This window comes from Nocardia carnea (assembly GCF_029868325.1).
GTDB lineage: Bacteria > Actinomycetota > Actinomycetes > Mycobacteriales > Mycobacteriaceae > Nocardia > Nocardia carnea_C.
The window spans coordinates 13,172-27,709 of sequence record NZ_JARWNW010000259.1 but is presented as its reverse complement, the minus strand read 5'-3'; the positions used below and the strand labels follow the sequence as shown (position 1 = coordinate 27,709).

The window sequence follows — 14,538 nt, the reverse complement described above, 5'->3', positions numbered from 1 at the left end:
GGCAAACCGTACCGGTCCCGTATGGCGGGCGTGTCTGCACGATTGCGTGTCGCGGAATTGTTGCTCGCCGGCCTCCCGGAGGCGACCTGGAATTCTCGTCGGCGGCTCGCCGTCCATGGGGCTTGTCGAATGCCGTGAAATATGCAGATCATGATCACGTGCTGATATCGGATGGGGTGATCGGGCTACGGCCGATCGAGGTCGCCGACGCCGCCGCGCACCTGGCCGCCCAGGACCGGGAGTCGATGCGCCGGACGGCCGGGCCCGGCACACCGAATACGGTGGCCGAATTCGAACGGTGCGCCGCGGAGTGGGCCGCGGATGGACCTCGGAAAGTATTCGCCGTCGTGGACGTAACATCGCATGCGCTGGCGGGGACGCTGGATGTGACGCTGGAACCGGAATTCCTGGCCAAACGCCAGGCCGATATCAGCTACGGAATCCACGCGCCGTGGCGTGACAGTGGCGTGCCCGGCCGGACAGTTGTCCTGGCCTGCCGATATCTGGCCCGCAACGATGTGGCCGATGAAGCGGTGCTGCGTATCGAAAGGGACAACAAGCCGGAGATCGCACTGGCCCATCAGCTCGGATTCCACTACCACCGCAGCAGCATCGACTCCGAGGGCTACCTGGACTGGTTCATCCAAGCCCTGTGACCGGGACTCAGGCGCCTTTACGGGTTCGCTTCTGCGGGGTTTTGCGCTGGGTCGTCTTGCGGGCTTTCGCGGTACCGGAGCTCTTCTCCCCGGTGGATTTCGTACCACCGGATTTGCTACCTCCGCGGCCACCGGACTTTTCACCCCCACGGGCGCCGCTGGCCTCCAGGCTGCGCTGCAGCGCGGCGACCAGATCGACCACCTCGGCATCGGATTCCTCGGCCGGCTCCGCGGCGCGTTCGGCAACCTTTCCGTCACCGCTGGCGATCGCTTCCTCCAGCAAGCGCTGCAGTTCGACCTGATATTCGTCGGTGAATTGATCGGGGTCGAAATCGTCGGACATCGATTCGACGAGGGTTTCGGCCATTTTGATTTCCTGCGGCCGCGGCGCCTTGGCCTCCTCCAGCGATTCGAACGATACCGAGCGCACCTCGTCCGGCCACAGCAGCGTCTGCAGCACCAGCATCCCGTCCCGGACTCGCATCGCGGCCAGGCGGGTCTTCTGCCGCAGGGTGAAATGGACGAGGGCGGTGCGGTCGATACGTCCGAGTGTCGCGGCCAGCAGGACGTAGGCCTTGGGGGTGGTCGAATCCGGTTCCAGGTAGTAAGTCTTGTCGTAGAGGATCGGATCGATCTGGTCCGACGGGACGAATTGCAGAACCGGGATCTCGTGTTTCTCCGCCACCGGTAATTTGGCGAAATCGTCGTCGGTGAGCACGACCTTCTCGCCTTCCGGCGATTCGTACTGTTTATCGATATCGGCGAATTTCACCGATTGCCCGCAGACGGTGCAGACGCGGTCGTATTTGATCCGGCCACCGTCCTTGGCGTGGACCTGATGGAACCGGATGTCGTGGTCCTCGGTGGCGGTGTAGACCTTCACGGGGACGTTCACCAGCCCGAACGCGATCGAGCCTTTCCAGATTGACCGCATCACTCCATGATGACCGAACCCGACCCCGGGTGCGAGAGCGCCGGGAGATGGAGTGTCGCGGCGGCGAGCCGCGCGCGGGTACCGGCGGGTACAGCCGCGAACAGCCGGGTCATCGCGGCGGCGGTGCCGGCGAGGTCGGCGTGACCGGACAGATAGGCGCGTTGCAGGCCGATATCCAGCTCGAAGAACGCGTCGAAGAACCCGGGAACTGCGCTCGGCGGCAGGGCGAGCAAGGCCCGGAGCCCGGCGCGGCGCAGGCGATACACGGCCCGGGCAGCATTCGAGGTGGCCGCCCGCCCGGCCGCGATATCGCCGGCCGCCGCCAAAGCCGCGCCCACGCTGTATCCGGTGGCCGGATGCAGGTACCCGCCGGCGGCGCCGAATCGGCCGGACCCCGGGGCGCCGCCCACGACCGGAAAACGGACCCGCTCGACCGGTTCGTCGCCGCGTACCGGGATGCCGCGAGACCGCAACCGGCAGCGCAACCGGCGGGCGAGTTCACCGAGGCCGATCGCTGGTGCACCCACCAGGCAGGTCTCCTCGAACAGCACCCGGCCGCCGCCGACCGGGATGGTGTACAGGAACGACCGCGGCGAGGCGGGATCGGCACCGTTGTCGGCGCGCCAGTCCATGAACAGGGCCGGCTCATCTGCACCGGGATCGTCGAGGACGAGTCCGTAGGCCGTCTGCTCGGCCCGACCGGCCCGGCGCCGCAGGCCGCGTGCGTCGATGACCCGATCGGCTCGCACCCTCCGGCCGGAATCCAGGGTGACGGTGTGCCGGTCGAGGGTCGTGGCCCGGCCGGTGAGCACGGTGACTCCGGTGAGATCGAGGGTGTCCTGGAGGCGGCCGGTATCCAGTACCGAGTACGACCGGGGGATCATATGCGCGCGCCGGCCGTGTGCATGCGGCCGGGCGACTGTCGCCGCGACGGCGGTGCCGTCCAGCCAGGGCGGGAGTTCATCGGTCCAGGCGGCGTAGGTCGCCTGCCAGCGCCGGCCTGGATTCGGATCGATCGCGACAACCGACATACCACGCACCAGGCACCGGTGGGCGAGCGCCCGCCCGGCCGGGCCCAGACCGCAGATCACGATATCGGCGCGCACGGAGGGGATCGAAACACGGCCGGGACGATGCGTTATCGGCGGGGTACCGGGATCGTGGTGCGCCTCGGTTCACCCGGTCGTGCGCCCATAGCGGGGTGGCTGGATGACCGCGGACCCGAATGATCCTCGGTGACGAATCCGGAGGGCTGTCGAGCCGGGGCGGTATCGGCATCGGGTCGACGCCCGGCGGTATCGCTTGGCGGACGGGGCGGACCGGGCCACCACCGGTTGCAGGCCGGTCGCAGTCAGTGGCAGGTGATTCGGCTCGGCGGCCGACAAGGATCATCCCTCGGCGGGGCGCCATGGATACCGGCGCTGTCGCGATCCCGGCGAAACACACGCCCGGCGCCACGTGCAGTGATCAACGCCGTCGGGTGTTCGTGCGGGCCGGTGCGACTGTGGTGCTGATACGAAGGCGCTGTCGACCATGGCGGGCGGGTTCCGGCGGGTCCAGCGGTCGATGGGGGTCAGGCGGCCGACCCCTCCGCCCGTCCGCGTGCCGCTGATTCGCGCCGGGGTGTTCGAAGGAAACGCTCGACCCCGCCCGATCGGGTGTCCGGCGAGCGCATCCCGCCGGACACCCGGTGATCACGGCGGCGGCGCGCCGTACGGTGCCGCGGTATACCCCTCGGCCGCTCCGATCGCTCCGCCGACAGCCGCACCGACGGCCATCGCCGGTGCCGCGATCACCGCGTAGCCGATGGCCGCGCCGAGCACCGGGCCCACGACGAGACCGATCGGCAGGAACGGGACACCGGAGATCAGCCCGGCGACCGCGCCGACCATCGCCGAGGTGGTCGAGATCGGGGAGGCCAGCGTGTTGGCGACCGAGGCGCCGATGGCCGCGGAACCCACGGTCTGCGCGGCCATCCGGTCCGACCGGCTGCGCTCCACGCCCACCGAATCGTAGAAGGTCGCCACCTGCGCTTCCGCCTGTGCGGCGGCGGTATTGATGTCCCGGACGTCGAACGGCGGCGCATCCATGACGACGTTGCCGATCCGCAGCTTGCCGGGGGGCGCCTCGATCGGCGCCACCGGTGCCACCGGCATCGGCGCATGCAATTCGCCCTGCGGAGCGAGGTAGGCGTGCTGAGGTAGCGCCCGGGTCGCCGGGGTGGGGGCCGGTTCGGCGACCGCCGCGGGCGCCGGGGCCGGCGGAGCGGGAAGCAACGGTGCCGCCGCCATCCCGAAGGTATCGGTAGCGGACCGCACGGCCACCCGGGTCGCATCCTGTACGGCGACCGTGAGGTCGCGGATCGGGTCGGGGGCGGCGGAGGCCGGCTGCAGCGGATTCGCCGGTAGCGCGGGAATCGGGGGTGACGCGGGTGGAGCGGGGAGTGCTTCGGCATTGGCCGTACCGGCGCCGATCAGTGTCGCGATGAGCGGAACCGCGCCCGCCGCTACCACCGATCCCGCAGCCCGCCGAGCCGGACCGGTAGCTCTGTGCTTACCCATGGTCGCCTTTCTCCGGGAAATTGTCGGTTTGCCAGACATTCGGACCGGAACGCGCGGCGGATGGGATTCTCCTGTTCAGGCTGCTGGCAATCCGCTCCCGAACCGGCACCGAGGACACGGCGGCGCAGCGATAACGGCTGGTTTGCGGCACCGGACGGGGGCTCGGGCCGGATATCGGGCTCACGGCTGGGCTGCGCCGAGTAGCGGTGTGGTGAAACCGTCGGTGACGCCGTATGCCGCCCCGAGTGCGGCTCCGGCCATCATGGCGGGTACCGCGACGACGCCGTACCCGACCGCGGCGCCGAGGACGGGGCCGACGACGAGGCCGGTCGGCAGGAACGGTATCCCTGCCACGAAACCGAGTGCGGCGCCGAGCATTCCGAACGGGATGGCGACCGGTGCGGCGACGGCGTTCCCGATGGCCGCGCCGATGACGGCGTTACCCAGGGTCTGGGCGGCAAGCCGATCCGACCGCGTGGATTCCACACCCATCGAATCGAGATAGGTCGACACCTGATCCTCGGCCTGCGCGGCGCCCTGGTTGACCGGGCCGGCGTCGAACGGTACGGCGATCACGAAGCTGCCGATCCGCAGTGTGCCCGGCGGCGTGTCGACCGGCGCCCGGGGGGCACCGGGCTGAGCCGCGGGGAGGGAGCCCTGGGGCGTGCGATAGGCAGGGGCGGACAGCAGCTCCGCGCCCGGATCGGCGAGCGTGGCCGGTGGTGCGATCCCGGGGACGGGCCGGGTCAGTGGTGCCGCCGCTGCACCGATGGTCTCGGTCACCGACTGGACAGCGTTCTGGACTGCGGTGGTAGCCGCCCTGACCGGGTCCGGCGCGACTGGTGCTGCCGGGGGCTGGGCAGCGGGCGCCGATGCGTTGGCGGCGGCCGGTCCCGCGAAGGGGTCCGCCATCGGTGCCGGGACAACGGGTGTCGCCGGCGGGCCGGGCACCGAGGCGCCGAGCGCGGTGAGTGGGCCGGGCGCCGGGCCGGCGGACGTGGCGAGTGGGCCGGGGGTCGGTGCCGCGGGCCAGACGAGATGGGCCGGTGCGTCCGGTGCTACGGGCGCGGCGGGGGCTGCGGATCCCGGCTCGGCCGGCGCGTTGCTCGGGGCCGGCGCTGCCGGGGCGGTGAATTGGTCCGCAATCGGTGTGGGGAGGGTGGATGCCGCCGGGGCGGCAGGCATCGGCCCGGCGGGGGTGGTGGAAAGGTGCGTCACCGGTACGGCGGGTGATGGGGCGCCGGGTGCGGCCGGCGGCGCCGGATCGGGTGCGGTGGGAGGTGCCGCGGTGCCCACGGCCGGCTCGGGAGCCGGTAGGAAGAGGCCCGCCGGGAGTGCGGGCAGCGCGGGGAGTGCCGGGATCGGGGGCGGGGCGGGGGGTGTTTCGGCATTGGCTGTGCCGGCGCCGATCAGTGTCGCGATGAGCGGGACCGCGCCCGCAGCGACGACCGATCCGGTAGCGCGCCGGGTGACACCGGGAGCTCTGTGCTTACCCATGGTCGCCTTTCTCCGGAATCAATCGGATTGCCCGATATTAGCTCCGTAAGGGGTCGGCGCCTGGGATATCGGCCGGTCAGCCGACTTTACGATTGCCTCCGGATTTCTCGGCCGGGGTAGCGACCCCGTTGCCGGTGGGATTGGCCTGCGAGGAGCCGGGCGGCCGGCGGCCCGCCGCCCCGCGCACGATTTCCTCGCCCTCTTCACTGTCGCCGTACACCGCCTCCAGCGCGAGACGCGCGAAGATCCACTGTTCGGTGGCCGCCATCTGGCCGCGACCACGGCCGAGGAAGGTCACGAACCACTGGATGATGGTGATGATCCGGCTCCGGTAACCGACGAGGTAGTACAGGTGCAGCGCCAGCCAGGCCAGCCACGCAACGAAACCGCCGAATTCCAGCTTCCCCACCTGGCAGACCGCGCTGAATCGCGAGATCGTCGCCATACTGCCCTTGTTGAAGTATTTGAACTGCCGCCGGTCGGCCGGTGTCTGTTTACCTGCCACCTCGGCCTTGATCTGCTTCGCGGCGTAAGTGGCGCCCTGGATCGCGCCCTGGGCCTGCCCGGGGACATCGGGTACCGACATCAGATCCCCGACGACGAAGACGTTGGGATGTCCCTTGATGGTGAGGTCCGGCTCCACCACGACCCGGCCCGCGCGGTCCACTTCGGTACCGGCCGAACGGTCGGCCAGCATCTTGCCCAGCGGGCTGGCCTGCACCCCGGCCGACCACACCTTGCAGGCGGATTCGATCCGCCGGGTGGTGCCATCCTTGTCCTTCACCGTCACACCGTGGGCGTCGACATCGGTCACCAGGGCGTTCAACTGGATCTCCACACCCATGGATTCGAGCCGCCGCTGCGCCTTACCACCCAGTTTCGGGCCCATGGGGCCGAGTACCGCGCCCGCGCCTTCGACCAGGATCACCCGGGCGTCGCGCGGGTCGATGTTGTGGAATGTGCCTTCGAGAGTGCGGTCGGACAGTTCCGCGATCTGGCCCGCCAGCTCGACTCCGGTGGGGCCGGCGCCCACCACCACGAAGGTGAGCAGCCGGTCGCGTTCCTCTTGTGTCTGCGCGACCTCGGCCTGTTCGAAGGACCCGAGAATGCGGCCGCGTAGTTCGAGGGCGTCGTCGATGGTTTTCATACCGGGCGCGAAGGTGGCGAACTGGTCGTTGCCGAAATACGACTGCTGGGCGCCGGTCGCGACGATCAGGCTGTCGTAGGGGGTCACGGTGGATTCGCCGAGCAGTACCGAGGTGACGGTGCGCTCGGTCAGGTCGATATCGGTGACCTCGCCCAGCAGCACCTGGGCGTTCTTCTGTTTCCGCAGCACCAGCCGGGTCGCGGGCGCGATCTCGCCGACCGACAGGATCCCGGTGGCCACCTGGTAGAGCAGAGGCTGGAACAGGTGCGTTGTGCTCTTGGAGATGAGGGTGACGTCGACGTCGGCCCGCTTGAGGTGTTTGGTCCCGAACAGACCGCCGAACCCGGATCCGATCACCACGACGCGGTGCCGGCCGTTCTCAACAGGTTGCGTGCTCATGGTCGCTCCTCGCCAGCGGTGGGCCGGTGGCTGCCCGTGATGATCATGTCCGACAACGCACACGGTAGTAGCAGTACCCGTCGAGGACACAGTCCGACGCTGTTGTGCACTCGTGGTGGTGTGGCAACTCACCACGATAGCGATCGCGCGGCGGTCTCGGGGGAGGCGAGCAGGTACCGATTCGGTCGAAATCGCACAGCCTGTTGCAACAAAGACAATAGGATGGGTGCTATCTCTCAGGAGGTTCTGCCATGGTCACCGTCGACCGTGCCGCCACGCGAGCGTCGCGGGCGCGCACCGATACCGAGAATTCGGCGCTCATCGAAATACCGCGGCGTCAGGCACTCGACCGGCTGCTCCTGCGGGTCCCCGAGCGACCGCGAACCCTGGCCACCCCGCCGGACCGGAACGATACTCGCGCGGTACGCGGCGACGGGGGTCTGCCCTACCTGGGACGCACCCTCCATTACATGCGTTGGGGTCCGGCCGAGATGCTGGACCGGTACCGCCGGTTCGGCCCGGTCACCCTCAACAGTTCGATGGGAATGGACCGGGTGTTCGCCGCGGGGCCGGAGGCGCTCGACGAGGTGGTCGGCCGGCGCCGCCGGGATTTCGGGCAGGGCTGGGACTATTTCATCGGCCCGTTCTTCCGGCGCGGTCTGCTGCTGCTCGAATTCGACGAGCATATGTTCCACCGGCGCATCATGCAGCAGGCATTCACCCGGGAACGCCTGGAGGCGCATCTGGCCGAACTGACACCGGTCGTCCGGTCGACCATCGGCCGCTGGGTGCCCGAGGGGGCGGGGGCGAGCCGGACCGTGCAGATGTTTCCCGCCATCAAGGAACTGGCGCTCGATATCGCCGGCGAAACCTTCATGGCACTCGAGGTGGGTGAAGAGCGCAGGAAACTCACCGACGCATTTGTGGCCTGCACGCATGCCGGGCTCGCGCTGGTCCGGCACAATGTGCCCGGCGGCAAATGGCGGGCCGGATTACATGGCCGCAAGGTGCTCGAGGAGTACTTCCGCGGGATGCTTCCGCAGAAGCGGCGCAGCGACGCCCCGGATTTCTTCTCCGGTCTGTGCCACGCTCGCGCCGAGGACGGTTCGGTTTTCAGCGACGACGATGTGGTGAACCATATGATCTTCCTGATCATGGCCGCGCATGACACCACGACCACCACCGCCACCGCGGTCGCGTACTACCTGGGCAAACACCCGGAGTGGCAGCAGAAGGTGCGCGAGGAGGTCCTGGCGCTGGATCTGACCAACGATTCGCCGGCCATCGCCGATCTGGACAGCCTGCGCACCCTGGACCTGGTGGTGAAGGAAAGTCTGCGGTTGATGCCGCCGGTGCCCGGTATGGTGCGCCGCGCCGTCCGCGATACCGAGATCTGCGGCCACTACATCCCCGCCGGAACTCCGGTCGACCTCGGCTATCAGGTCAACCACCTGCTCACCGAATTGTGGACCGATCCGGAGGTTTTCGATCCGCTGCGGTTCTCCGACGAGCGCCGGGAGGACAAATCCCATCGGCTCGCGTGGATGCCGTTCGGTGCGGGGTCGCACAAGTGCATCGGCATGCATTTCGGCACGTTCGAGGTGAAGACGATCATCTCCGCCCTGGTCCGCGACTATGCGTGGAGTTTCCCGGAGGGCTACCGCATGCCCTGGGGTTTCACCACGATTCCGTTCCCGCGCGACGATGCGCCGATGCGGTTGCAACGTCTCACCTGAGACACCGGAAGCGCCCGGCACCGGTTCCCCGCTACGGGCGGGGGCCGGTGCCGGGCGCTGCGGAAACGGTTCGGGCGCGGTGGTTCAGCGGCCGGACAGCAGGTATTCGGCGACGGTGGTATCGGTTTCGGCACCTTCCTGGTAGCCGCCTTCACCGTTCATCGCGGTCATGATCGACAGGGTGTAGCGCTCACCCGGCCCGGCGAAACCGACCGAGTTCACCACCCAGCCGCCCTGCTCGTCGGACCAGCCGTTCTTCAGGCCGGGCCGCATCGCCGAGCCGGCGCCCCAGACGCCCCAGTGCTGATTGGAATCGACGCGGCGCATGAGATCCAGCAGGTAGTTGCGGTCATCGGGATGCATCCGGTCCAGGACATTGGACATGAGCCGGTCGAAATCGGCGGCGGTGGTCTTCTGGAATGCCCAGTGCGGCCCGGGATTGGGCGAGGGCTGCGGGGCCAGGCTGGTCATCCCGTTGGCGCGGAAGGCGTTGTTGAAAGCCATCCGGTCCAGGCCCGCGTATTTGTTCCAGAGGATATCGGTGGCCTGGTCGTTGGAGGTCGACATCATCTGCTCGATGAGGCCGCGATCCTCCGGCGGCAGGGCGATGGCGCCGACGCGGGCCCGGTTGAGCAGATCCTGCGCGATGGCGAGTTTGATCGTCGACGCGGTCCACACCATATCTTCGGCGTGCGGGCTGGCGTAGACGGCGCCGGTGTTCCGATCGCGGATCACATAACCGGTGACACCCGGTCGCGAATCGAGATACGAGTTGACGGTTTCGATACGGCCGGCGAGATCGCAGTCGAAACCGTGCGCGCAACCCTGGGTGTGCGCGAGTGGAACGGCATCGGCCGCGGGCAGGCCCGCGGGCACACCGGCGAACATGATCGCGGCGGCGGCCAGGACTGTGGCGGGTGCGGCCATACGGGGCGCAGCACCGGTGAGCAGGGGGTAACGCACGAGGAAACACCTTGTCACATCGGCGCTCGGCGCGCACGTTTTCCGTGATCCGCTAGTGGACCCGGGCCGTGGCCTTCAGATCGGCCACCGGACGGCCGTTGAGGCGGTAGCAGTGCTCGAACGCCTCGGTGTGCTGATCGCGAGGCCACGAATGCAGAACGACGGTCCGCCCGTAATGCCGGGAGTTGACCAGCTCCCACCGGTCCCCGGAGCGGCGGACGGTGAATCCGTCTCTCGGTATCAGGGGAACAACCAGCGCTTTCATCGACGCGAACCAGCCTTTCGTGCGGTAACCCGTTCCTCCCGGGGTTGCACTGTGACACAGCGACTCCGCCGGATCCCGGCCATCCGGCCGCGTGTCGGTGACTCATGTGCGCTAAATCACTGTGCGGAACGACTGAATATCGGGTAGAAGCGTTCGGCGCTAGGGACATTCGGATGATGACCATCTGTCCGGGGGTTGTCCTCTGCCGTCGTGGGGGGTGACCCGGCGCTGTCGGTGGCGGGGCGTATAAACGGGTGGACGAGAGAGCCGCCCGAGCTGTGCGAATGCGGGCGGAAACCGGCGATCGGACCGAGCGGAAGGGCGGAGATGGCGCTGCACATCCACCGTGCCGAACGCGCGGACGCGCTCGCCGGCGCGCTCGCGGCCGTGCTCGCCCATCCGCTGCCGGATCCGTTCGCCACGGAAGTGGTCGCGGTACCCGCCAAAGGGGTGGAGCGCTGGCTGGCGCAACAACTCTCGGGTGCGCTCGGCGCGGCCCCCGGTGCGGGCGACGGGATCGCGGCCAATATCCGGTTCCCTGCCCCGGCCGCGCTGGTCGAGGAGGTACTGGCCCAGGCCACCGGAGTCGGTGCGCAGACGGATCCGTGGGCGCACGACCGGGTGGTCTGGACACTGCTGCGGGTGATCGACGATGCGGTGGCAGAGCCGTGGTGCGCGGTACTGGCGCACCATCTCGGGCCGGATCCGGCCGGCGTCTCCGAAGTGAAGCCCGATGCCGGACCGGCCGCCGCGGCGCACCGGCTCGGGCGGCGGTACGCCACCGCGGCCCGCCTGGCCACGCTCTTCGACGGGTATGCGGTGCAGCGTCCCCACCTGATCACCGAATGGGCGGACGGGGCCGATACCGACGGCACCGGCCGGCCGCTCCCGGACGATCTGCTCTGGCAGCCCGCCCTGTGGCGCCGGTTGCGCGCGGCCGTCGGCGCACCCGGCCCGGCGGAGCGGCTGCACACCGCGTGTGCGCGCCTGCGGGCGGAACCGGGTGTTGTCACGCTGCCCGATCGGCTGTCGCTCTTCGGGGCTACCCGGCTGCCCGCGGGCCACCTGGCGGTACTCACCGCTGTGGCCGAACATCGCGACCTGCATCTATGGCTGACGCACCCGAGTCCGGCGATGTGGAACTCGCTGGACCGGCATCGCCGCACTCCGGACGGACCGGCCTGCGATCCCGGAGATCGCTTACCCACCGCGTGGTCGGCACCACTGACCCCGGGCTCGGCCTCAGCCCTGGGCCCGGGCGCAGCTCCACTCTCGGGCCCGGCCGCAGGCTCGAGTGCACCCACCGTCTCAGGCCCGTCCACCGCACCAGGTCCAATCCTTGCCCCGGGCTCAGGCCCGAAATCGGCTCCCGGCTCGACCCCGGCACCCGGCCCAGGCACGGACTCGGCGAGCTCAGTGTTGAACTCGCCCCCGGGGCCGGCGCCGGACTCGGGTTCAGTACCGAGCCCGAGCTCAGAATCTGCTCCCGGCTCTGCACAAGACCCAAGCGCTGTCCCGGATCAAAGCGCTGCACCGAGCATCACCGGACCCGGTCACTCCGCCGGCGCGGTCGCGGTGACCGGCCGTCCGCTCGACTCCGAGATCACTGCGGCCGCCGAAACGTTCGCCGAGGCCCCTGGGCTGGCGAGCTCGGCGCCGGGCTCGAGCTCAGCGCCCGGCGCGGGCCCCGAGGCGGTCCGAGTGTCGGGATCGGTCCCCGGTGGCGCTCCGTTGCTCTCTATGGAAAGAACACGGGTGGACGATGATTCGGCCGGTCTGGTGCGGCACCCACTGCTGGCGGGGCTGAGTCGCGATGTCCGGGAACTGCAACTGCGGTTGCCGCCTGCCGAAACCGATACCCGCCATCCGGCGGCGCCGGGCCCTGTGCCTGTCGCGGCGAGTGGATCGGATCGGCCTACCGGCGAAAAGTCCATGGCCGCAGACGGTTCTGTCCACGACCGAGACGGGGGGCAGTCGTCGTCGTCCCTGCTCCAGGCGCTGCAAGCGCATATCCGTGACGACGACTGGCCGCCGGTCGCCGGCCGGCACACCGGTGACGGCAGCGTGCAGATCCATGCCTGCCACGGTCCCGTGCGGCAGGTGGAGGTGCTGCGGGAATGCCTGCTCGGGCTGTTCGCCGCCGACTCCGCCCTGGAACCGCGCGATGTGGTGATCATGTGCCCGGAGGTCGAATCGTTCGCCCCGCTGGTGCGTGCGGCGTTCGGGCAACCCGTACCGTCCGGAACCGAGACACCGGAGGCCGTGGCCCATCCCGGTCACCGGTTACGGGTACGGCTCGCCGACCGTGGACGTGGCGCGACCAATCCACTACTGGGTGTGGTGGCGGTGCTGCTGGAACTGGCACGGGGGCGGGTCACCGTCACCGAGGTCCTGGACCTGGCTGCCTATGAACCGGTTCGCCGGGCCTGCGGATTCGATGACGACGATATCGAGCGAATGCGGGAATGGGCGGTCGAGGCCGGTGCCCGCTGGGGGATCGGCCGCCGGCAGCGGCATGCGTTCGGCCTCGGCGAATTCGAACAGAACACCCTCAACGCCGCGCTGGACCGGATCCTGCTGGGTGTCACCGCCGACGAGAGTTCGCAGGACTGGCTCGACCGGGTCCTCCCGCTCGACGATGTGGACAGCAACGATATCGATCTGGCGGGCCGGTTCGCCGAATACATCGATCGCCTCGCCTCGATCCTGCGTGACCTGCAAGGGCCCGCACCGGCCGCGGAGTGGTCGGCGACCCTGGGGCGTGCCCTCGATCTGCTCACCGACGTCGCCCCGGCGCAGGAGTGGATACGCACCGAGGCGCGCCGGGAACTGGCGGCCGCGACGGCCCACGCCGGGGATACCGTGCTGCGGCTCGCCGATATCACCGAATTACTGCAGAGTCGGCTCGCCGCCACACCGACGCGCGCAAATTTCCGCACGGGCGAGCTCACCGTCTGCACCATGACCCCGATGCGCTCCGTTCCGCACCGGGTGGTGGTACTGCTCGGCGTGGACGACGAGGTCTTTCCCCGTGGTGCGGGCCTCGACGGTGACGATATCCCCGCCCGCGACCCCCTTGTGGGAGAGCGTGATCCGCGGTCGGAGGATCGGCAGCTGCTGCTGGATGCGATCATGGCCGCCCGCGACACCCTGGTGGTGTTGCACACCGGGGCCGATCCGGTGACCGGTGCCTACCGTCCGCCCGCGGTCCCCGTGGCGGAACTACTCGATACCGTGCGTGCCCATGTCGGACCGGACGGGATGTCCGCGGTCCTCACCCACCACCCGCTGCAACCACACGACCGGCGCAATTTCGCCGCCGCGGCGCCGTTCTCCTTCGATACCGCCGCATACGCCGGGGCGCAGGCGACGCTGCAACCCGCACAACCCGCGGCGAACCCCTTCAACCGGGCCCTGCCCGCGGCCGAGACCACCGAAATAGGCCTGGCCGAGCTGATTTCTTTTCTGGAGCATCCGGTGCGCGGATTCCTGTGGCAGCGGCTGGGTTTGCGGATCCCCGATGAGGAGGAGGAAATCGCGGATCGGCTGCCGATCGAGTTCGGTGGTCTCGAAACCTGGTCGCTCGGGGAGCGGATGCTGAGCGCCCGGCTGGCCGGAGCCGACCCCGCCGAGCTGCGGGCGGCAGAGTGGCGGCGCGGTACCTTACCGCCGGCCGAACTGGGCCGTGCGGTGCTGGACCAGGTGGAGCGGACGGTCGATACGTTGTTCCGGGCCGCGGCACCGGATTACGCGCAACCGCCCCGCGATATCGATATCGCCGTCGATCTCGGCGGTGGCCGGCGCCTGACGGGGACCGTCGCCGAGGTACGCGGTGATCTGCTGGTGCGCACGACCTACTCCCGGGTCGCGCCGAAACATCGCCTGGCGGCCTGGGTTTCGGTGCTGGCGCTGGCGGCGACCGAGGACCGCTCGTGGCGGGCCGCGGTGACCGGACGCGGCCGGTTCCCGACACCCGCTTGGCGCGCCGAGCTCACCGCGCCCGCCGCGGACGAGGCGAACGGCCTGTTGCGGACATTGGTCGCATTACGCGAGGCCGGCCTGGCCGAACCCCTGCCGATCCCGACCGCCACCACCGCCGCATACGCCGAGGCGCGGTTCCGGCGCCTCCCACCGGAGGAGGCCATGGTCGCGGCCGATCGCGAATTCGGCGGCGGGGACAAGAAACGCGATTTCGCCGAACACACCGACCGGAATGTGCGTTATGTCTGGGGTCCGGTGCCGGATCTGAGCCGCCTCACCGCCGCTGCGGCACCCGACGGTGAGCCCGTGGAACAGACGCGGTTCGGCTCCATCGCCCGCCGCCTCTGGGGGCCGCTGCTGCGGGCCGAACAGCAAGGGGCGCCATGAGCACCGCGCGCA

10 protein-coding genes are annotated in these 14,538 nt (G+C 69.4%); 3 read left to right on the top strand and 7 right to left on the bottom strand.

Going from position 1 to position 14,538, the window contains the following annotated elements:
- The first annotated feature begins 158 nt into the window (after positions 1–158).
- The gene (locus QH196_RS23515) at positions 159–656 is read left to right on the top strand and encodes a GNAT family N-acetyltransferase (RefSeq protein WP_280417987.1); all 498 of its coding nucleotides are present in this window, start codon (positions 159–161) and stop codon (positions 654–656) included.
- Between the two features lie 7 nt (positions 657–663).
- Here QH196_RS23515 and QH196_RS23510 read toward each other — a convergent pair whose 3' ends face one another.
- From QH196_RS23510 to QH196_RS23490, 5 genes are all read right to left on the bottom strand, one after another.
- On the bottom strand, positions 664–1,590 hold the full coding sequence (locus tag QH196_RS23510) for a Ku protein (RefSeq protein ID WP_280417986.1): 927 nt from the start codon (positions 1,588–1,590) through the stop codon (positions 664–666).
- Positions 1,590–2,696, bottom strand: coding sequence for a lycopene cyclase family protein (locus QH196_RS23505; protein WP_280417985.1), 1,107 nt, complete (start codon positions 2,694–2,696; stop codon positions 1,590–1,592). Before QH196_RS23505 ends, QH196_RS23510 begins: the two co-directional genes overlap by 1 nt.
- 588 nt (positions 2,697–3,284) lie before the next feature.
- Positions 3,285–4,151, bottom strand: a complete 867-nt coding sequence (locus QH196_RS23500; RefSeq protein ID WP_280417984.1) for a hypothetical protein — start codon at positions 4,149–4,151, stop codon at positions 3,285–3,287.
- Between the two features lie 180 nt (positions 4,152–4,331).
- Positions 4,332–5,648 (bottom strand): hypothetical protein, encoded by a 1,317-nt coding sequence (locus QH196_RS23495; protein WP_280417983.1) that lies wholly within the window; start codon positions 5,646–5,648, stop codon positions 4,332–4,334.
- Between the two features lie 76 nt (positions 5,649–5,724).
- Positions 5,725–7,194 carry an NAD(P)/FAD-dependent oxidoreductase gene (locus tag QH196_RS23490; protein WP_280417982.1) on the bottom strand — a complete coding sequence of 490 codons (1,470 nt, stop codon included), beginning with the start codon at positions 7,192–7,194 and terminating at the stop codon, positions 5,725–5,727.
- A 251-nt stretch (positions 7,195–7,445) separates the two neighbouring features.
- On the opposite strand from QH196_RS23490, the gene QH196_RS23485 reads away from it, so the two are divergent.
- Positions 7,446–8,930: a cytochrome P450 gene (locus tag QH196_RS23485; protein ID WP_280417981.1), complete on the top strand. Its 1,485-nt coding sequence runs from the start codon at positions 7,446–7,448 to the stop codon at positions 8,928–8,930.
- Between the two features lie 84 nt (positions 8,931–9,014).
- Here the strand turns inward: QH196_RS23485 and QH196_RS23480 are convergent, their stop codons facing one another.
- Both QH196_RS23480 and QH196_RS23475 read right to left on the bottom strand, forming a co-directional pair.
- A complete protein-coding gene (locus QH196_RS23480; RefSeq protein ID WP_280418028.1) occupies positions 9,015–9,857 on the bottom strand; it encodes a serine hydrolase in 843 nt (280 codons plus the stop codon).
- Between the two features lie 88 nt (positions 9,858–9,945).
- Positions 9,946–10,158: a hypothetical protein gene (locus QH196_RS23475; RefSeq protein WP_062979623.1), complete on the bottom strand. Its 213-nt coding sequence runs from the start codon at positions 10,156–10,158 to the stop codon at positions 9,946–9,948.
- A gap of 327 nt (positions 10,159–10,485) precedes the next feature.
- Here QH196_RS23475 and recC point away from each other — a divergent pair, with 327 nt between their 5' ends.
- On the top strand, positions 10,486–14,526 hold the full coding sequence (gene recC / locus QH196_RS23470) for an exodeoxyribonuclease V subunit gamma (protein WP_280417980.1): 4,041 nt from the start codon (positions 10,486–10,488) through the stop codon (positions 14,524–14,526).
- Positions 14,527–14,538 lie beyond the last annotated feature (12 nt).